Source organism: uncultured Hymenobacter sp. (assembly GCF_964243305.1).
Lineage (GTDB): Bacteria > Bacteroidota > Bacteroidia > Cytophagales > Hymenobacteraceae > Hymenobacter.
In genome coordinates, this window is record NZ_CAXTEF010000019.1 from 1 (window position 1) to 18,639 (window position 18,639).

The 18,639-nt window shown below is 64.0% G+C and carries 17 protein-coding genes and 1 tRNA gene; 8 read left to right on the plus strand and 10 right to left on the minus strand.

Translation table 11 applies throughout. The annotated features are described in order from the left end of the window. The first annotated feature begins 86 nt into the window (after positions 1–86). From ACFE70_RS11975 to ACFE70_RS11985, 3 genes are read left to right on the plus strand one after another with little or no spacing between them, the layout of a single operon-like run. Positions 87–1,076: an NAD(P)H-dependent glycerol-3-phosphate dehydrogenase gene (locus ACFE70_RS11975; RefSeq protein ID WP_375417983.1), complete on the plus strand. Its 990-nt coding sequence runs from the start codon at positions 87–89 to the stop codon at positions 1,074–1,076. 36 nt (positions 1,077–1,112) lie between these two features. Continuing rightward, positions 1,113–1,523 carry a DUF4259 domain-containing protein gene (locus tag ACFE70_RS11980; protein WP_375417984.1) on the plus strand — a complete coding sequence of 137 codons (411 nt, stop codon included), beginning with the start codon at positions 1,113–1,115 and terminating at the stop codon, positions 1,521–1,523. 8 nt (positions 1,524–1,531) lie between these two features. Continuing rightward, on the plus strand, positions 1,532–1,963 hold the full coding sequence (locus ACFE70_RS11985; protein WP_375417985.1) for an EamA family transporter: 432 nt from the start codon (positions 1,532–1,534) through the stop codon (positions 1,961–1,963). 62 nt (positions 1,964–2,025) lie between these two features. Here ACFE70_RS11985 and ACFE70_RS11990 read toward each other — a convergent pair whose 3' ends face one another. The 4 genes from ACFE70_RS11990 to pdxH all read right to left on the minus strand — a co-directional run bounded on the left by ACFE70_RS11990 (position 2,026) and on the right by pdxH (position 6,692). After that, a complete protein-coding gene (locus ACFE70_RS11990; protein WP_375417986.1) occupies positions 2,026–3,852 on the minus strand; it encodes a hypothetical protein in 1,827 nt (608 codons plus the stop codon). 11 nt (positions 3,853–3,863) lie between these two features. After that, complete coding sequence (locus tag ACFE70_RS11995; RefSeq protein ID WP_375417987.1) at positions 3,864–4,451, minus strand: Maf family nucleotide pyrophosphatase; 588 nt, start codon at positions 4,449–4,451, stop codon at positions 3,864–3,866. A 102-nt stretch (positions 4,452–4,553) separates the two neighbouring features. Next, a complete protein-coding gene (locus tag ACFE70_RS12000) occupies positions 4,554–5,912 on the minus strand; it encodes a DUF1015 domain-containing protein (RefSeq protein WP_375417988.1) in 1,359 nt (452 codons plus the stop codon). Positions 5,913–6,047: 135 nt separating this feature from the next. Next, the gene (gene pdxH / locus ACFE70_RS12005) at positions 6,048–6,692 is read right to left on the minus strand and encodes a pyridoxamine 5'-phosphate oxidase (protein ID WP_375417989.1); all 645 of its coding nucleotides are present in this window, start codon (positions 6,690–6,692) and stop codon (positions 6,048–6,050) included. A gap of 246 nt (positions 6,693–6,938) precedes the next feature. Here pdxH and ACFE70_RS12010 point away from each other — a divergent pair, with 246 nt between their 5' ends. The 4 genes from ACFE70_RS12010 to ACFE70_RS12025 all read left to right on the plus strand — a co-directional run bounded on the left by ACFE70_RS12010 (position 6,939) and on the right by ACFE70_RS12025 (position 11,897). After that, on the plus strand, positions 6,939–7,460 hold the full coding sequence (locus ACFE70_RS12010; protein WP_375417990.1) for a YqgE/AlgH family protein: 522 nt from the start codon (positions 6,939–6,941) through the stop codon (positions 7,458–7,460). Between the two features lie 279 nt (positions 7,461–7,739). Then, positions 7,740–10,451: a DUF349 domain-containing protein gene (locus ACFE70_RS12015; RefSeq protein ID WP_375417991.1), complete on the plus strand. Its 2,712-nt coding sequence runs from the start codon at positions 7,740–7,742 to the stop codon at positions 10,449–10,451. Positions 10,452–10,503: 52 nt separating this feature from the next. Continuing rightward, positions 10,504–10,576, plus strand: a tRNA-Thr gene (locus ACFE70_RS12020). A 145-nt stretch (positions 10,577–10,721) separates the two neighbouring features. After that, positions 10,722–11,897, plus strand: coding sequence for a Gfo/Idh/MocA family protein (locus ACFE70_RS12025; RefSeq protein WP_375417992.1), 1,176 nt, complete (start codon positions 10,722–10,724; stop codon positions 11,895–11,897). An 85-nt stretch (positions 11,898–11,982) separates the two neighbouring features. Here ACFE70_RS12025 and rsgA read toward each other — a convergent pair whose 3' ends face one another. From rsgA to ACFE70_RS12055, 6 genes are all read right to left on the minus strand, one after another. Further along, positions 11,983–12,909 (minus strand): ribosome small subunit-dependent GTPase A, encoded by a 927-nt coding sequence (gene rsgA, locus ACFE70_RS12030; protein WP_375417993.1) that lies wholly within the window; start codon positions 12,907–12,909, stop codon positions 11,983–11,985. A 68-nt stretch (positions 12,910–12,977) separates the two neighbouring features. Next, complete coding sequence (locus ACFE70_RS12035) at positions 12,978–14,228, minus strand: 3-deoxy-D-manno-octulosonic acid transferase (RefSeq protein WP_375417994.1); 1,251 nt, start codon at positions 14,226–14,228, stop codon at positions 12,978–12,980. 41 nt (positions 14,229–14,269) lie between these two features. Further along, complete coding sequence (locus ACFE70_RS12040; protein WP_375417995.1) at positions 14,270–14,854, minus strand: peroxiredoxin; 585 nt, start codon at positions 14,852–14,854, stop codon at positions 14,270–14,272. A 209-nt stretch (positions 14,855–15,063) separates the two neighbouring features. Next, complete coding sequence (locus ACFE70_RS12045; RefSeq protein ID WP_375417996.1) at positions 15,064–15,837, minus strand: enoyl-CoA hydratase-related protein; 774 nt, start codon at positions 15,835–15,837, stop codon at positions 15,064–15,066. A 62-nt stretch (positions 15,838–15,899) separates the two neighbouring features. Then, positions 15,900–16,157 carry a hypothetical protein gene (locus ACFE70_RS12050; RefSeq protein WP_375417997.1) on the minus strand — a complete coding sequence of 86 codons (258 nt, stop codon included), beginning with the start codon at positions 16,155–16,157 and terminating at the stop codon, positions 15,900–15,902. Continuing rightward, positions 16,154–17,488, minus strand: coding sequence for an aspartate kinase (locus ACFE70_RS12055; RefSeq protein ID WP_375417998.1), 1,335 nt, complete (start codon positions 17,486–17,488; stop codon positions 16,154–16,156). Before ACFE70_RS12055 ends, ACFE70_RS12050 begins: the two co-directional genes overlap by 4 nt. Before the next feature lie 85 nt (positions 17,489–17,573). On the opposite strand from ACFE70_RS12055, the gene fbp reads away from it, so the two are divergent. Beyond that, positions 17,574–18,608 (plus strand): class 1 fructose-bisphosphatase, encoded by a 1,035-nt coding sequence (gene fbp / locus ACFE70_RS12060; RefSeq protein ID WP_375417999.1) that lies wholly within the window; start codon positions 17,574–17,576, stop codon positions 18,606–18,608. The last annotated feature ends 31 nt before the right edge of the window (positions 18,609–18,639 follow it).

Sequence of the window (18,639 nt, forward strand, 5' to 3'; positions counted from 1 at the left end):
CCACCCCAGTTTTCACTTCGTGAAAACGTCCCCTCCTTAAAAAAGGAGGGGAGTTTGACCGCCTCGCAATTTCCTGCCCCCTTCTTTTGGAAAAAATAGCCATGATTGGCGGCGGCTCCTGGGCCACGGCGCTAACCAAAATCTTATCCGAAAACGGCGCCCGCGTCCACTGGTGGCTGCGCGCCAAGGACGACGTGCAGCACCTGCTGAGCACCCGCCACAACCCGCGCTACATCTCGTCGGTACAGTTTGATTTGGAGCGGGTAAGGCCCACGAATGAGCTGAAGGAAGCCGTGAAAGCCGCCGACTGGCTCGTGCTGGCCGTGCCCGCCGCCTTCGTGCAGCCCGTGCTCGACGGGCTGGACCGCGATGCGCTCAAGGGCAAGCGCATCATTTCGGCTATCAAGGGCATGATTCCGGGGCGCAACGTGCTGGTCACGGACTACGTGGCCGAGCGGTTTCGGCTGGCGCACACTTGCGTGGGCGTGGTGGCCGGCCCCTGCCACGCCGAGGAAGTGGCCCTGGAAAAGCAGAGCTACCTCACCATCGGTTCGCCCGACGCCAAGCTGGCCGAGGATTTCAGCGCGCTGCTGCGCAACCGCTACGTGAAGGCCGAAGCCGCCGAAGACCTCGACGGCATCGAGTACTGCGCCGTGATGAAAAACATTATTGCCCTGACCGGCGGCATCGCCCACGGCCTGGGCTACGGCGACAACTTCCTGGCCGTGCTGGTGAGCAACGCCGTGCAGGAGATGCGCCGCTTCGTGCAAGCCGTGAACCCGCAGCCGCGTGACCTTTCCGGTTCCGCCTACCTGGGCGATTTACTGGTCACGGCCTACTCGCAGTTCTCGCGTAACCGCACTTTCGGCAGCATGGTCGGCCGCGGCTATTCGGTCAAGTCAGCGCAGCTGGAAATGAACATGATTGCCGAAGGCTACTACGCCGTAAAATCCATTCACGAGCTAAATAAGAAGCTCCAGGTGAATATGCCGATTACGGCGGCGGCGTATAATATTCTATATGAACGAATTGCGCCGGCCGTGGAGCTGGAGATATTGAAGGAAAAGTTGCGGTAATGCAGTTTGTTTTCGTACTATTCAATCTAATGCTTTATGGGAGACTGGGGAAATCGAAATTTTGAAAATGACCAAGCGCTGGATTTTACAGACGAGTTTCTGGAGAATCCTAGCGACGCTGCACTGGTGGAAGCCTTAACTCTCGTGGCCGAGCTAAGCGAAGAATCGGAATACATTGAATCGGGAGAAGCTAGTACTGCCTTGGCGGCTGCCGAGATTATAGCGGCAACAGTAGGCAAGCCTTCTGCCGACTTTCCGGAGAAATTGCGCACTGCTGCAAACTCCTTGCAAACTGGCGCGAATGCCGACGTTAGGAAACTGGCCCGCAAGGCTGTTGAATTGATATTAAAAGAGTCTGAATTAAAAGAATTGTGGGCCGATGCGGAAGACGGAGAGCCCACTGAATGGCAAGCCGTGCAACAGGATTTGCTTGCGCGGTTAAAATAGCTCAGCTAATGAACTGGCTGCCGCTCGCCCTGCTCACGGCCCTGTGCCTGGCGCTTTATAACTTCTTCATCAAGCAGGCCTCGGCGCACGTGCCGGCGGCGGTGGGTGCGGTGGTGTTGCAGCTTGTGGCGGCGGGACTGGGCGGACTGTGGCTCTTGCGCCTCAAGCTGCTGGGGCAGCCGCTGCCTTCGCTGAGTGGGAGGGGGGTAGGGCTGGCGGCGCTGGCTGGGCTGGCGGTGGGGCTGGCCGAGATTCTGACGTTTATCGTGTTTCAGCGCGGGGTGCCGGCCAGCGTGGGCACAGGTGTGATTGTGGGCGGCTCGGTGCTGCTGACGGCGCTGCTGGGGCTGGTGGTATTGCACGAGGCGCTGACGCTGGCGCAGGCCGGTGGGCTGGTGCTGATTGTGGCCGGCATCGGGCTGCTGGCGCGCGGACACTAACGCGCCGGGCGCCCGCAGTAGAGACAGGCGCCGGAGCCGCGGTTGCTGCGCTTGCTGCCGTTTTACTGCTCCCGAACCGGGTCGTGGGGCACGGAGCGGCCGGGGGCGGGCAGCACGTAGATGTCATTGACCCAGTGGTGGTAAGTTGGCTGGGCCGGCGGCGCTGGGCGATAGGGACCCTGGTAGTCGGGCGCGACGATGACGTAGCGGTAACTGGCGCCCGGCTGCGGGCTGGTGTCGATTTGCCAGGAGCGGTGCGGGGTGCGGGTATGCGCCAGAAACAGAAAGTGCAGCCCCGTCTCGTTGACGCCCACCAGCACCCGGCCCGGCGGCTGGCCTTGCAGCCAGGCGAAGGTTTGCCAGATGCCGTCGATATAGGCCCGATTGGCTAGCACCAGGTAGTACATCGTGAAGGCCTGATACGACACAAACACGGTGAGGGCCAGCCCCGCCAGCCGGGGCCACCAGCGGCCGGGGCAGGTTCGCAGCCAGGCATCGGTGACGAGGCCGAGCAGGGTAAAAAAGTACAGGGCTTTGTAGAGCAGCACCCGCTCGGGGGGCAGCACCCGCTGCGCCGTGAGCAGCGCGTAGGGCAGCAGGGCAAACCAGAGGGCCGGGGGCCCCAGTTGGCGCACCGCTGTCTGCAGGTCGGGGCCGAGGCCAGCCTGATTGCGAGTGCGCCACAGCCACCCAAACGCGCCCAGCCCCGCCCCGAACACGACCGCCCCAATGGTGCGCTGCCCGGCTAGGGTGCCTTCTGTGAACCATACGAAGGCCGGCAGCTCCTGCCCAAAAGCTGCCCAAGGCCGCGCCACCACGTAGCCATTGGCCAGCAGCCGCTGCCAGCCCGAGAGCAGCAGCAGCGGCGCGTAGAGCAGGGCCGCGCCTACCCCCACGCCGGCCGCCAAGGCCGCCGTTTGGCCCAGCCGCTTCCACTCGCGCCGCTGCAGAAAAACCAGGCCCAGATAGCTCGTGCCCGATGCCACGACGTACACGAAGGCGGGCACCGTGTAGCAGCCCAGGATGCCACTGCCCAGCAGTACGGCCCAGGCCACGCGCCAGCCCGCGGGCCGCGCCAGCAGCGCCACCACCGCCAGGAAATGCAGCCCTGCCAGCGTCATCAGCAGCCAGTAGCCGCGCCCGGCCACGGCATTGTACATGCTCAGCTGCACCCACGAAAACAAGGTCAGGGCCACCAGCGCCGTCCGAAACGTGCCAAACCGCAGCAGCCCCGCAAACAGGGCCACGGTGCCCAGGGTGGAGGTGAGGAGCACCGGCAGCCGCAGCGTAAACCACACGCTCGGATTCAGCTGGAAAAACAGCCAGTTCAGCGTGTTGGGCAGCACGTGGTTGTTGGGGATGGGGTAGAAGCTGCTCACGGCCAGCAGCCCCCGGCTGATAAAGAAGTCGTAGGAGGCCACCTCCTCGGAGTGGTACGACTTGATAATGCCAAAATAAATCCGCGCTCCCGTGAGCAGCGCCAGGCTAAGCCCCGCCGCCCGGCGCTGCGCCGCCGGCAGGCCCGTCAGGCATCGGGCGGCGCCGGCCAGCGCAGCGCGGGTTTCGGCGGCCAGCGCCGTTAGCTGCCCCCGCCCGGCCCGGCTGGCCAGCAAACTTAGCCCGGCGGCCAGCAGCACACCGGCCCCGCCCAAAGCCAGACGCTGCGCCAACCTGAATTCAGCCGCCGACACGCGCACGGGGAGGTACTGATAGGCGCCGCCCTCGTGAAAGGTGATGCGGCCCAGGGCCCGCACCTCGGCGTAGGAAGCCTGGCCCAGCACCAGCGCCGCGTAGGCCGTGCACAAAGCCAGGGCGCTCGGCAGCAGGAGCGGCAGAAATTGGCGGTCAGCTGCCGGAGCAGGGGTAGGGCTGGCAAGCATAGGAGGCAAAGGGCCTGAAATCAGAAGCCCGAGGTGAGCGGCAGCGCGCCCAGCTTGGCCAGCTCCTCCCAGACGCGGTGCACGGGCAGGCCCATGACGTTGAAATAGGAGCCTTCGAGGCGCGTAACGCCGACCATGCCGACCCAGTCCTGGGCGCCGTAGGCGCCGGCTTTGTCGAAGGGTTGGTAATGGGTGATGTAGAAGCGGATTTCGGCCGGTGAGAGCGGGCGGAAATGCACGGTGGTCTGGTCGGAGAACACGACTTCGCGGCCGTCGCCGTGGCGCAGGCACACGCCGGTGAACACGTCGTGGGCGCGGCCTTGCAGGCGGGTGAGCATGGCGGCAGCCTCGGCGGCATCGGCGGGCTTGTTGAGCACGTCCTCGTCGAGGCAAACTATCGTGTCGGCGGTGAGCAACAGCTCGTCGGGGGCCAGGCCGGGGGCGTAGGCGGCGGCTTTGTGGCGGGCCAGGTACTCGGCGATTTCGGCCCGGCGCAGGTGGGGGGGGTAGGCCTCGTCTACTTCGCGCAGCCGGATTTCATAGCGCAGGCCCAGGTCGGTGAGCAGCTGGCGGCGGCGCGGGGAATTAGAGGCCAGGATGAGTTTCATATGTAGGGTGCGGGGCTCGCCCCCGCCCGGCGTTAGGGCCGTTTAAATACTGATTCTATGGTTCTAACGGCGCGAACGCCGGGCGGGGGCAAGCCCCGCACCCTACAAGAACACGCCCGGCGGCAGCGGCGCCTCATCGTAGGCGATGGAGGTGAAGAGAAAGCCGCCGATGGTTTTGGGGTAGAAAAAGGTCGATTTGGGCGGCATCACGGCGCCGGACGCGCACACGGCTTCCACCTCGGCCATTGTGACCTCGTTGGTGATGAAGGCGGCGCGGGCCTCGCCGCTAGTCACCCGTTGCAGGCACTCGGCAAAGTTGCGCACGTAGGCCACGCCCGGCCAGCTGCGCTGCCGGTCCAGGCCGACGATTCCCAATGCTTTTTCCAGCACGAAGAAGTGCAGTACGGTCAAATCCAGGGCTTTCACTTCCGGCGTCGTGTCCCAGTCCAGCTGCTGGTGCACCTCGGGCCGCAACCGGATTTTGAAGGTCTGCCCGGCCAGCAGCAGCCCGAACGCCCATTGCTTGCCGGCCAGCAACTCGGGCAAGTCGGTGGCTTCTTCCAGGGGCCGCAGGGTGAAGTAGGGCGCGAGCCGGACCAGCAGCTCGGCGTCGCTCAGGCCGCCGGGCAACTCCAGCAGCAGGCGGTGCGTGGGCAGAATGCGCAAGTCGTCGGCCGCCGCGTTGGTCAGGTACATGAGGTGGTAGTTCCAGGGTTCGCGGCCGGTGGGGGGGGTAGGGCCAAGAACATTCTGGCCCGCCGCCGGGCTGCTTAGCGCGGCCAGCTCACGGGCCTGCCGATACGCTAGAGAGCCTTCGTAGCGGTGGTGCCCGTCGGCCAGGATGACGGTGCGCGCCGCCAGCAGCGCCTGAAACTCCCGAATCACCTCGGCGTCGTGAATCACGGCCAGCACGTCGCGGGCGCCCTGGTAGTCTTCCTCAGTCTGGTAGAGCGGGCTCTGGATGGCCTCATCGAGGTAGCGTTCCAGTTGAAAGTCCTCGTCCCGATACAACCCGTGGGTGGCGCTGGTCTGAAACTCGGTGGCGGCCAGCAGCTCGGCGCGGTCATTCACAGATGCCGGCAGCGTGTTTTCGTGGCGCAGCACCACGCGCTCCGCCCAATCGTAGGCCCGGATGTGGCACATGAAGCCCTTGCGGCAGTACTCGCGGGCCGCGCCAGGGAGCCGGAAATACTGGTAGTAAACGTAGATGCCCGGCAGCGCGTCCTGCGTGAGCACGCCGCCTTGCTGCCACTCGCGCAGGCGGTGGGCGGCTTCGGCGGCGGCCTCCGCGGCCCTACCCCCCCGCGGCACGGAAAGGTGGATGGAGTTAAGCGGGTTCTGATAAAGCGCGGCCCGCTGCTTAGCCGACACCACATCGAAGAGCGGCGCGACGTACTGGTCAATGTCAGCGCCAAGCGTCGCATTGTAGCGCCAGCCGCGCACGGGTTGAATTTCAGCCAAAGCGGTGAAATGATGAGATGGTGAAATAGTGACCTTTGTGGTGTCGAAATAAAGAAGTGGTGAGACAATCAGCTAATGTGTCCGAAGACATTAGTTGCGCCAGCGAAACATAACCCCACAATTCCACCATTTCACCTATGGTGCCAGCCGCGACAATTTCCAGCCCTGGCCCTCGCGCTCGTACACGATGCGGTCGTGGAGGCGGCTGGGGCGGCCCTGCCAGAACTCGACGCGGTGGGGCATGAGCAAAAAGCCTCCCCAGTGCTCGGGCCGGGGTAGGAGCTGCTCGGCGCCGAAGCGGCCGAGCACGTCGGCTTCGCGCTGCTCCAGCTCCTGGCGGCTGGCTATCACCTGGCTTTGGGGCGAGGCCCAGGCACCCACCTGGCTCGCGCGCGGCCGGCTCTGAAAGTACTGCGTGCTCAGCTCAGGCGGGGCTTTCTCGACGCGGCCCTCGATGCGCACCTGCCGCTCCAGGCCCGGCCAGAAGAAGGTGAGGGCTGCCAGCGGCTGGGCCAGCAGCTCGCAGCCTTTCTGCGAGTCATAATTGGTGTAAAACAGAAACCCGGCCTCGTCGGGCAGGCCCTTGAGCAGCACCACGCGGGCGCTGGGCTGCCCGCCGGGTCCCACGGTCGAGATAGTAAACGCCGTGGGCTCTTCGAGCTGGGCGGCCAGGGCTTCCTCGAGCCAGACCCGAAACTGCGCTACGGCGTCGGGCCGCACGTCGGCTTCGGAAAGGGTGCGCTGGGAGTAGGTTTTGCGCAGGTCGGCGAGAGCGTCCAAGTTGAGTTAGGAGTTATAAATTAGGAGTTAGGAATTGCCCGACGGCTGGGCTCGCGGAAGCGGGGCCCGGCGCAGGCCAAACCCGCGGCGGCTACTTCGGCGTAGTGCAAAGGTCAGTGCCAGCAGCTAAACCGCCATACTGGCCCCATGTTGGCTTCGCGCCAGCTTCCCAACTCATAATTCATAATTTACAACTCATAATTAAAAACGATGAAGCCCGGCTCCCTCCTCATTTCGCAACCCTTTTTGGGCGACCCCAATTTTGAGCGGACCGTAGTGCTGCTCTGCCGCCACGAGCCCGAGGAAGGCAGCTTCGGGCTCGTGCTCAACCGCGCCTCCAACCTCACGCTCGGCGACGTGCTGGAGCTGCCGCTTGGCGCCGCCGCGCCGGCCGCGCCGCTGCCCCTGCACCTGGGTGGCCCGGTGCAGCCCAACACCCTGCACTACCTGCACCAGCGCGCCGACCTGCCCGACGCCACTGACCTGGGCCAGAATACGCACTGGGGCGGCAACTTCGAGGTGCTGCTGGGTTTGCTGCAAGCCGGCGAAGTCGGGGCCGACGCGGTGCGCCTCTACGCGGGCTACTCGGGCTGGGGCGCGGGCCAGCTGGAAGCCGAAATCGGGCAGAAAACCTGGATAGTGCACCCGCCGGCCGCCGGGAAAGTATTTACTTTGGCTACCGATGCCTTCTGGCAGGCCATCTTGCGTGAGAAAGGCGGGCGCTTTAAAGCGCTGTCTAATTATCCGATTGACCCGCGTCTGAATTAGCTTTGCGGCTAGGGTTGAAACCGATGAGGGGGGTAGGGCCCGAAAGCCGGTCAGAGAAAGGCGGTCATGCTGAGTGCAGCGAAGCATCTCGCTCGCAGCAGTAATCCGCGGTAAACAACGATTGAATTACCTCTCCTGGCAAGACGCTTCGCTGCACTCAGCATGATCTCCCTTTTGCTTACTGCTAACTATTCACTGCCAACTACTCACTGCTAACTGATTTTTTCTGCTCTCCCATCTGGTCCGCCGCGCTGGCAGGACCGGTTTTTCGCTTGATTTATGACTCCCTCCGAAGAAAACAACCCCGCCGGCCAGCCTACCCCCCCGGCCGGGGCCGACCGTATGAGCATCCTGGAGCAGCGCCTGGCTGAAATCCGGGCCCAGCAGGGCGCGCCCGCTCAAACCCCCGCCGGCGGCGCCACCCAAACCGAGTTGCCCGAGCAAGGCCCCGCCGACCTGCCCGCCAGCCAGGACCCCGGCGCCGGCACGGCCGAGGCTACGCCCTTGGAGGTGAACGCCCAGGCCGCCCCCGCGCCCGACTCGCCCGAAATTGCTGCCGCCGTGGAGTCGGCCCGCCACCTGCCCGGCGATATGCCGGCCACCGAGGGCTTGCTCTCGGCCCCGCAGGCCCGCGCCGTGGCTCACTATGGCGAGGCGATGGCGCACGAAGCTGCCGAGTCAACCGCCGGCACGCTCACGCCGGAAGTCGAGGCGCTGTCGGGCGTCGCTGGGGACGCGGAAGCTGATTTTAACGATGAGGATTTTGCCACCGCGCCGGAGCTGACGCCCGACCTGACCCTGGCCGGCGAGGACGTGCCGGCCGGTCTGGCGCCTGAGCAAACCCCGCCGGCCAGCCCTACCCCCCCCGCGCCGCCCGAACACCACGACCACCCCGTAGCGCCCGTCGTGCCGCTGCCCGTAGCTGCCGACGCCCAGACGCTCGACACCTTGCTGGACCAGCAGCCCGAAGGCGTGGCCACGCTGCCAACTTCCAACACCGAATCGGCCGAAGTAGCCGCTGACCTGGCCGACGCGCACCGCGAGGCCGAACTGGCGGGCGGCGCGGCCGACAGCCCTACCCCCCAGCAGGCGCTCGAAGCCGCCGCGTCCATCACCAGCTCGCACGAGGAAATCATTCAGCCCGCCGCCGATGAGAGCACGGCCCTGACCATGCCCGCCACCGAAGCCGTGACGCCCGAAGGGGCTTTGGCGGAAGAAGGGGGGGTAGGGACTGCGAGCGGCGAAGCCGACGACTACGTGTCGGAAACGCCCGCCCCGGACTTCGCCACGCTCGACTTAGACCAGCAGGCCGCCTTTATTCTGGAGCTGCTGCGCCGGCCCGACGCGCGCCGCAACCGCCAGCAGATTCTCGACCTCAACCGCCAGTACGAGGCCGCCGTGGGCAGCGCCCGCGCCGCCTCGCGCCAGAAGTTTGGCGAAGACGCCAACGCGCCCCAGGAGTTCGCCTTCCAGGTCCCGGCCAATCAGGCCGAACTGAACCGGGTTATGCAGGAATTCCGCGAAAGCCAGCAGCGCGACCGCAAAACTGAAGACGCCAACCGCGGCCAGAACCTGACCACCAAACGGGCGCTCCTGGACCGATTGCGCGAGCTGGTCGAGGCCGCCGAAACCAAGGACAGCTCGGCCCGGCTCAAGGCCTTGCAGCAGGAGTGGAAGGCCGCCGGCCCGGTGCCGCAGACCGACAGCCAGGAGCTGTGGAACACCTACCACGGCCTGCTCGACCGCTACTATGCCAACCAGGGCCGCTTTAATGAGCTGAAAGACCTCGACCGCCGCCGCAACCAGGCAGCCAAAGAAGCTTTGATTGCTCGGGCTGAGGCGCTGAAAGAGGTGCCCGGCATCAATAAGGCCCTGGATGAGCTGAAGAAGCTGCACGAAGAGTGGAAGAACATCGGCCCGGTGCCCAACGAGCAGCGCGAGCCGCTCTGGCAGCGCTTTCTGGCCGCCTCCGAGCAGGTGCACAACCGCCGCAAGGAGTTTGCCGACGCCCGCTTGACGGAGGAAAAAGCCAACCTGCAAATCAAGAAAGCGCTGCTGGAGCGCGTGCTGCCCTTTGCCGAGTTCGAGACGGACCGCGTGAACCTGTGGCGCTCGAAGACCGACGAGTTGCAGGAAATCAAAGCCGAGTGGGAAGCCACTGGTCCGGCCCCGCGCAACCAGGCCGAGGCGCTGAACAAACAGTATTGGAGTGCCTACAAGGCGTTTTTTGGCCGGAAGAACAACTTCTTCAAGGCGATGGACGACGAGAAAACCGCTAACCTGCAAGCCAAGCTCGCCCTCATCACCCAGGCCGAAGAAGCGCTGGCCTCGGAGGATTACGAGGGCGCCCGCCAGACCGTCATCCGCGTCCAAAAGGAGTGGAAGGACATCGGCCGGGTGCCCGAAAAGCAGGCCGACCGCATCTGGAAGCGCTTCCGCGCCGCCTGCGATGCCTTCTTCGACCGGCCCAAGCAGCAGGCCCAGCAACGCCAGGTGCGCGCCGAGCAGGCCAGCGGCGCCCAGCAGGAGCTGCTGCAAAAAATGGCCACCGACGTGGACGCCCTCAGCCCCGACAACACGGCCACGCTCGAAGGCTACCGCGCCCACGTGGCCGAATGGCTGGCCTTTGATGTCGATGGCCAGCAAACCACCGACCGCGGCGAGGAGCAGTTCCTGACCCTGATGCGCAAATATCTCGACAAGGTGCCGGAGCTGACCTACGCCGAGCGCGCCGAGCTGCTGTTTCAGCTCGAAGTCGGCCGCCTCAAGGCCCGGCCCCAGGCCAGCCAGCTGCTCGCGCGCAAGGAAATGGGCCTGCGCAAGGAAATTCAGGAGTTGGAAAACGACAACGCCACGCTGCAAACCAACCTTGACTTCTTCGCCCGCTCCAAGAATGCCAGCCAGCTGCGCGAGGAGTACGAGGGCCGCATGAAGGAAGGCCAGCAGCGCATTGAGGCCCTGAAAAAGCAGCTAAAAGTGGTACGCAGTTAATCCGTCGTTTGGACGGGCGGGCGCAAAAGCCTACTTTTGTGCCCGTCCTAACGCCTCCTTAGCTCAGCTGGTAGAGCAATTGACTTGTAATCAATAGGTCGCTGGTTCGATCCCGGCAGGAGGCTCAGAAAAGTTAGTTGTAGCGCAAGCGCCGGTAATGTCCTTCATTACCGGCGTTTCTATTTTTGTACGTGTCGGTTTGCGCGTAGCTGAGCCGTAACCCTTTAAAGCCAAACGCGGTACTCCCAAGCTCCATCAAAAGCTACCGCTATGAAAACGCTTTTTCCACCGTCGGCGGCTTCACGCCGCGAGTTTATGCGCACCTTGTCGCTGGGAGTGGGGGTAGGGATTTCCGGCCTCCCGGCCCTGGGCCGGCCGCTTTCCTGGCTGGAAGAAAATCGGGCGCCGGCCCGGCCGCTGGGCGTGGCCCTAGTCGGGCTGGGCAAGTACAGCGCCGGGCAGCTGGCGCCGGCCTTGCAGCAAACCAAGCTCTGCAAGCTGGCGGGCATCGTGACGGGCACGCCCGCCAAGGCCGCGCAGTGGCGGCAGCAATACCAGATTCCGGCCGCGAATGTCTATGACTACAAGACGTTTGACCGCATCGCCGACAACCCGGCCATTGATATTATCTACATCGTGCTGCCCGTGGGCCTGCACGCCGAGTACGTGGAGCGCGCCGCCCGCGCCGGCAAGCACGTCATCTGCGAGAAGCCGATGGCCGTGTCGGCCGCCGACTGCCGCCGCATGATTGCGGCCATGCAGAAAGCGGGCAAGAAGTTCAGCATCGGCTACCGCCTGCACTTCGAGCCGCACCACCGCGAGATGATGCGCCTAGGCCAGCAGCAGGTGCTGGGCCCCATCCAGAAGCTCACGGCCGACAACGGCTTCCGCTTCGGCAACGACACGCCCTGGCGCGTGGACAAGGAGCTGGCCGGCGGCGGGCCGCTCATGGACATGGGCATCTACTGCGTGCAGGGCGTGATTTATACCAAAGGCGCGCTGCCAGTGTCAGTGACGGCCCAGTTCGCGCCCAAGACCGATAAAACTCTATTTAAAGAAGTCGAAGCCGGGGTGAACTGGCAGATGCAGTTTGCCGATGGGGCCGTGGCCAACTGCCGCACCAGCTACGCCGAAAACCTGAGCAGCCGCCTGCGCGCCGACGCCGCCCGCGGCTGGCTGGAGCTGGAGCCGGCCTTCGGCTACGGCGGCCTGCGGGGGCAGACCAGTCAGGGCCCGATGAACATCGAGAACGTGCCCCAGCAGGCCCGGCAGATGGACGATTTCGCCGACTGCATCATCAACAACAAGCCAACGCGCGTGCCCGGCGAAATGGGCCTGCGTGACATTCAAATCATTGAGGCCATCTACCGGGCAGCCGAAACCGAGCAGAAGGTTTCGACTAAGAACGTGGTGGCGGTGCTGGACAAAGTGGGAGTAGGGAAGTAGCCGTAGCGCGGACTTTGTAGTCCGCGAATGCGCTGTTAAAGCCGTAAAACTGTTCACTCACGGACTACAGAGTCCGCGCTACTTCCTACCGCCGGTTATCCTCGCCGCCGAGCATACTCAGGTAGCTCTCGTAGCGCGGCAGGGCGATTTTTCCTTCCTCCACGGCCTCACGCACGGCGCAGCCGGGCTCGTGGGTGTGCTGGCAATTGTGGAAGCGGCACTGGTTGAGGCGGGCCCGGAACTCGGGGAAGTAGCCGGCTAGCTCGGCGGGCTTCACATCGACCAGGCCCAGCTCCTTGATGCCGGGCGTGTCGATGAGGTAGGTGCCGGGGCGCACTTCCAGCATCTCGGCGAAGGTGGTAGTGTGAACGCCCTTATCCGAGAACTGGCTGATTTCAGCGGTTTTCAGGTCCAGGTCCGGCACCAACGCATTAATCAACGTGCTTTTCCCTACCCCCGAATGGCCGGTGAGCAAGCTCACCTGCCCGTCGAGCACGGCGTCGATTTCGCCTACCCCCTCACCCGTGCGTGCCGAGCACAAGTGCGACGGGTAGCCCAGTGAGGCGTACATGCTAGCTATCTGGGTTTGATAATCGGCTGTTTCTTCATCGTATAAATCAGCCTTATTAAAGAGCAGCCGCACGGGAATGTGATACGCCTCGGCCGTGACCAGAAACCGGTCGATAAACCCGAACGACGTGGCCGGCGAGACCAGCGTGACCACGAGCAGGGCTTGGTCGAGGTTGGCGGCGACGATGTGGGCGTGCTCGGACTTGTGCACCGAGCGCCGGATGATGTAGTTGCGGCGCGGCCCGATGGCGAAAATCACGCCCGCGCCCTCGGTCTGAGCTTCCACGTCAAACTCCACTTCATCGCCCACGGCCAGCGGGTTGCTCACCTTCAGGCCCTTGATTTTGAACTTGCCCCGCAGCCGGCAACGCAAGAGCTGCCCGCCCGCCGCCTCCCGCACCAGGTACCACGAACCAGTGGATTTGACGACAGTACCAGTCATTTTCAGTTAACAGTTAGCAGTGCGCAGTAAACAGTGAGCAAACGAGCGGAGTAGGAGAACAAAACTGCTCACTGCTCACTGCTCACTGTTAACTGTTTTAAAATGCGCGCCGTGGCGCCGGCCTGCTCGTGTACGTAGTCCAGGGCGGCGTCCTGGGCGCGGAGGCGGGCGGCTTCGTCGTGAAAGAGGCGGCCGAAGGTGGTGTGCAACTCCTCGGCGGTATGCACGGGGAAGGCGCAGCCCAGGGCCACGAGGTCCACGGCTTCCTGAAACTTGGTGTAGGTGGGGCCAAAGAAGAGGGGTAGGCCGAAGGCGGCGGCTTCGAGCGTATTATGCAGGCCCTTGCCAAAGGCACCGCCCACGTAGGCAAAGTGCCCGTAACGGTAGAGCTGGCTGAGCAAACCCACGTTGTCAATCAGCAGCAGGCGGGCTTGCGGGGCGCTGGCGGGCGTGGCCCGCGAGTAGCGCAGCGTGCGGCTGGGCAGCGCGGTTTCGACGGCCAGCAGGTTGGCCTCGCTGATTTCGTGGGGCGCCACGATGAAGCGCAGTTCGTGCTGGTAGCGCCGCAGCAGTGGCGTGAGCACCGCCAAATCTTCGGTCCACGACGAGCCAATGATGAGCACCCGGCTGCGGTCGCGCACGAAGGCGTCGAGCAGGGGTAGGGGGCGGGCCGCGGCGGCGGCGGTGGCTACCACCGTGTCGAAGCGCGTGTCGCCGGCCACGCTCACCTGGCTCAGGCCGATGTTGCGCAGCAGTTCGGCCGAGGCTTCATTCTGGGTGAAGATGTGGGTGAAGCAGGTCAGCATCTGCCGGAAAAAGCCGCCCCAGGACTGAAAAAATGCCTGCCCCGGCCGGAAGATGGCCGACACAGCGATGGTCGGCACCGCGCGCCGCTTCAGCTCGCGCAGGTAGTGATGCCAGAACTCATACTTCACAAAAATGGCCAGCTCGGGCCGCACCGTGTCCAGAAATGCCCGCGCGTTGGCGGCCGTGTCGAGCGGCAGGTAGAACACGTAGTCGGCGCCGGGCCAGCTTTTGCGCACCTCGTAGCCCGAGGGCGAAAAAAACGTGAGCACGATTTTCAGCTCCGGCCGCTGCCGCCGCAAGGCCTCCAGCAGCGGCCGGCCCTGCTCAAACTCGCCCAATGAGGCGCAGTGCATCCACAGGCGCGGGGCCGGGTCGGCGCCGACGGCGGCGGCAATGTGCGCCAGCAGCCCCTGCCGCCCGGCTACCCAGGCGGCGGCCTTGGGCACCACCGGCGCCGCCAGCCGCAACAGCAGCCCATACGAGCGAATTGCGACGTTATAAAGCAATGGCAAATCGGGACGTTAAGAGAAAAGAGGGGGGTAGGAAACGCAGGCTACGCGGCCGAAGCGGCCTGCCAGTTGGCCGGGCACACCTCGCCGTACTGCTCGAAGTGCTGCAAGGCATCGACGATGCGCAGGGCCTCATCGATGGAACGGCCCAGCGGCCGGTCATTGATGAGCTGGTGGCGTACGATGCCGTCCTTGTCAATCAGAAACAGGCCCCGGTACGCCACCGGCGAGCCCACGTAAGTCATCAGGCCCGCTTCGGAATAGTCGTAGTGGCCGCCGAGCACGTCGTAGTTGGAAGCAATGGTTTTGGTGGCATCGGCCACCAGCGGAAACTTGACGCCCATAATGCCACCGTGCTCGCGCGCGGTCTGCGTCCAGGCCAGGTGAGCGTAGTGCGAATCCGTCGAGCAACCGATGACGGCCACGCCCCGGCGGTCGAAATCGGGTAGCTGCTCCTGAAACGCTACCAGCTCGGTGGGGCAGAGCAGCGAAAAATCAGAAGGATAGAAGAACAGGAGCACGTGCTTTTTGCCCAGGTAGCGGTCCAGGGAAAATTCCTGCTCGAACGCGCCGTCGATGACGGCAGTGGCTTTGAAGGAAGGAGCGCGCTTGCCAACGAGAACGGCCATTTTGGGAGGGGTATGTGAGTGACTAAATTGAGTGATTGATGGCCCGTCATGCCGGACATTCTGCGCTTATAGCAGAGACGCAGCGGAGTGAAGCATCTCGCGTGGGGAAGTAATTTAATCGTTGAAGAAGCGGATTAGTGCTGCCCGCGAGATGCTTCACTCCGCTGCGTCTCTGCTATAAGCGCAGAATGTTCGGCATGACGTTCCTTTTACCTGCCCTTAAAGTCAGCCGGGCGCTTTTCCACGAACGCGGCCATGCCTTCTTTCTGGTCTTCGGAGGCGAAGGTGAGGTAGAAATTCTTGCGCTCAAAGTGCAGCCCCTCGTCCAGATGCGTCTCGAAAGCGCGGTTGACGGATTCCTTGGCCAGGCGGGCGGCCACGGGGCTCATGGCCGCCATCTTGGCGGCCACGCGGAAGGCTTCTTCCAGGTACTGCTCCACGGGCACGACCCGGCTCACCAAGCCGCAGCGCTGGGCTTCGGCGGCCGAGATGAACTCGCCGGTGAGCACCATCTCCATCGCCTTGCTCTTGCCCACGGCGCGGGTCAGGCGCTGGGTGCCGCCGGCGCCGGGCATGGTGCCGAGCCGAATTTCGGGCTGCCCGAACTGCGCCGTTTCGGAGGCCACAATCAGGTCGCAGGTCATGGCCAGCTCGCAGCCGCCGCCCAGGCAGAAGCCCGACACGGCCGCCAGCAGCGGCTTGCGGAAGCGCCGAATCTGGTCCCAGGTGCTGAACTGGTCGGCCAGCAGCATGTCGATGGCGGTGCGGCCGGCCATCTGCTTGATGTCGGCGCCCGCCGCGAAGGCCCGCTCGTTGCCGCTCAGTACTACCACGCGCACCGTGTCGTCCTCGTTCAGGGCCTTGAGCGCGTCGCGGATTTCGAGCATCAACTGCAAGTTCAGCGCGTTCAGCTCCTTGGGCCGGTTAAGCTGGAGGTGGGCGACGTGCGGGCGGGCCTGGGGCATGAGGGTAAGGAGTTCCATTAATCGTATCGCAGATGGTATAGATTAACCGTGATGTCGCAGATGCGAACGGCGCAGGTGAGTTAGGAGAGATAGTTATCTACAAACGGAATGTCAGTTTGAGAATCAAGCATCTTCAGAAAAACCCAGGAATCTAATGGTACTCCGAATTCTTCCAGCGCAAATTCTTTACAATCCTCAATTGAATCCTGGAGGTAGTCGTGAGTAGTTTCCTCCCCTTCGTATCGGTACAAATAGGCTCCAACCCGAGGGAGGTCTTCTTCAATTTCAAAGCGCAGGCCGTTGTGCTGAGCGCGAAATAATCGAAACTGCATTTTCATGCCGATACAAATTGAAATGTCTGCCGGGTGCGCTGCTCCAGCAGCAGCTGCCGGCCGGCGGTGAGCTGCTGCACGCTGGTGGCGTCGTAGTTTTTGATAGTGAATAAGGTTAGGTCGGTGTTATAATGGATGGCAAACTGCTCGCGCAGCAAGGCCAGCAGTTCAGCCAGGCGGCGCTCATTATAGTCGAGGCAGACCGAAAAGCTGATGGCGGAGTTCTGCATCAGGTTGATTTTCAGCCGCGCCTGGGCCAGCGCGCCGAAAATTACCTCCAGGTTTTCTTCCGAGATAAACGCGAAGTCCTTGCTCTCAAACGAAACCAGGCACTGCCCGGTCTTGCGGATGAAGGCCGGCGCCAGTAGCCCGTGGCGGCAGTCGTGGATGACGGTGCCGGGGGCCGCCGGGTCCAGAAACGACTTGACGTAGAGCGGGATGCCGCGCTCGGCCAGGGGTTTGAGGGTTTTGGGGTGAATGACGCTGGCCCCGTAGTAGGCCATCTCGATGGTCTCCTGGTAGGAAATCTCGGGGTAGCGAATGGTATTGGGAAAGATTTTCGGGTCGGCGTTGAGCAGGCCGGCCACGTCCTTCCAAATCGTGACGCTCTCCGCCTTAAGGCAATAGGCGAAGATAGCAGCCGAGTAGTCGGAGCCCTCGCGGCCCAGGGTGGTGGTGACGCCGGAAGCCGTGCTGCCCACGAAGCCCTGCGTCACGACCACGCCCCGCACCAGGCGCGGCCCTACTCCCCCCTGCACGGCGCGCTCGGTGGTGGGCCAGTCCACGCGGCCCTCGCGCCAGCTGCGGTCGGTGCGAATGAGCGGGCGGCAGTCGAGCCAGTCGGCCCCCAGCACACTGGCCACCAGCAGCGAGGCGAGCAGCTCGCCGTAGCTCACCACTTGGTCATACTGCCGGTCGTACTCGCCGGGGCGCATCCGACCCAGGCGCTCGCGCAGGCTTTCGAGCAGGCTGCCCAAGCTCGTGTCACCCACGGCCACGGCGAGCGCGCCATACTCGTCGCTTGCGCCGGCGCCGGGACCCAGCAGCTCGCGCCCGACGGCCAGATGAAACCCGGTGAGTTGCGCCAGCAGCGTCTGGTAGTCGTGCCCGGCGTGAGCCAGCCCGAATATTTCCTCCAGCGCGTTGGTGGTTTTGCCCATCGCCGACACCACAATCAGCAGCGGCCGGCCGGCGCCATGAGTCCGCACGATGGCCGCTAGGTTGCGGATGGCGTCGGCGTCCCGCACCGAGGCGCCACCAAATTTATAGACCTGCAAAGAAGCTGCCTGCTGCATGGCGCAAAGGTAGAAGCCCGCGCCGCCGGGGTGGGCATCCACCCGAAAAAAACTAGCTTTGCCCGCGCGCTGCGCCCCATTCTGCTGGTATTCCCTACCCCCCTTCCCACCCCGCAACCCCGTTTTGATGGACTCCTCCAAGTACGCCCTGCCCGTCGGCACAACCCTCGACCGCTTTATCATGCGCAAGCAGGAGGATTTCCCTTATGCCACGGGCGAGTTGTCGCAGCTCTTGCGCGATATTGCCCTGGCGGCCAAGATTGTAAACCGCGAAATCAACCGCTCCGGCCTCATCGACATTGCCGGCGCCTACGGCGACCAGAACGTGCAGGGCGAGGACCAGCAGAAGCTCGACGTGATTGCCAACATCCGCTTCATCCGGGCGCTGCGCAACGGCGACGAGGTCTGCACCATCATCTCGGAGGAAGACGACGAGCTGATTCAGACCGGCAACGTGCAGGGCAAGTACGTGGTGGCCATCGACCCGCTCGACGGCTCTTCCAACATTGATGTGAACGTGTCCATCGGCACCATCTTCAGCATCTACCGGCGCGTGTCGCCCACCGGCCGCGCGGGCACGGTGGCCGACTGTTTGCAGCGCGGCACGCATCAGGTGGCGGCCGGCTACGTGATTTATGGCTCCAGCACGATGCTGGTCTATACGACCGGCAATGGCGTGAACGGCTTCACGTATGAGAACTCGCTGGGCGAGTTCTTCCTCTCGCACCCCGCCATCCAGATTCCCCAATCCGGCAACATCTACTCCGTAAACGAGGGCAGCTCCGACTCGTTTTCGCCGGGGGTGGCCGCCTTCGTCAAGCAGTGCAAAGGCCAGCAGTTTTCGGCCCGCTACATCGGCTCGCTGGTGGCCGATTTTCACCGCAACCTGCTCAAGGGCGGCATCTACCTCTACCCGGCCACGGCCAAGGGCCCGCAGGGCAAGCTGCGCCTCATGTACGAGTGCAACCCGCTGGCCTTCATCGTGGAGCAGGCCGGCGGGCGCAGCTCCAACGGCGCTTCGCGCACGATGGAAATCGAGCCGCAGGCGCCGCACGAGCGCTGCCCCATCTTCATCGGCAGCCGCGAGCTGGTAGAGCGGGTCGAGGCATTTCTGGCCAAAGAGAAGGCGGCTGAGGCGACGGAGCTAGTTGCGAGGGCGTGAGGGGGGTAGGGAAACGTCCGTCATCCTGAGC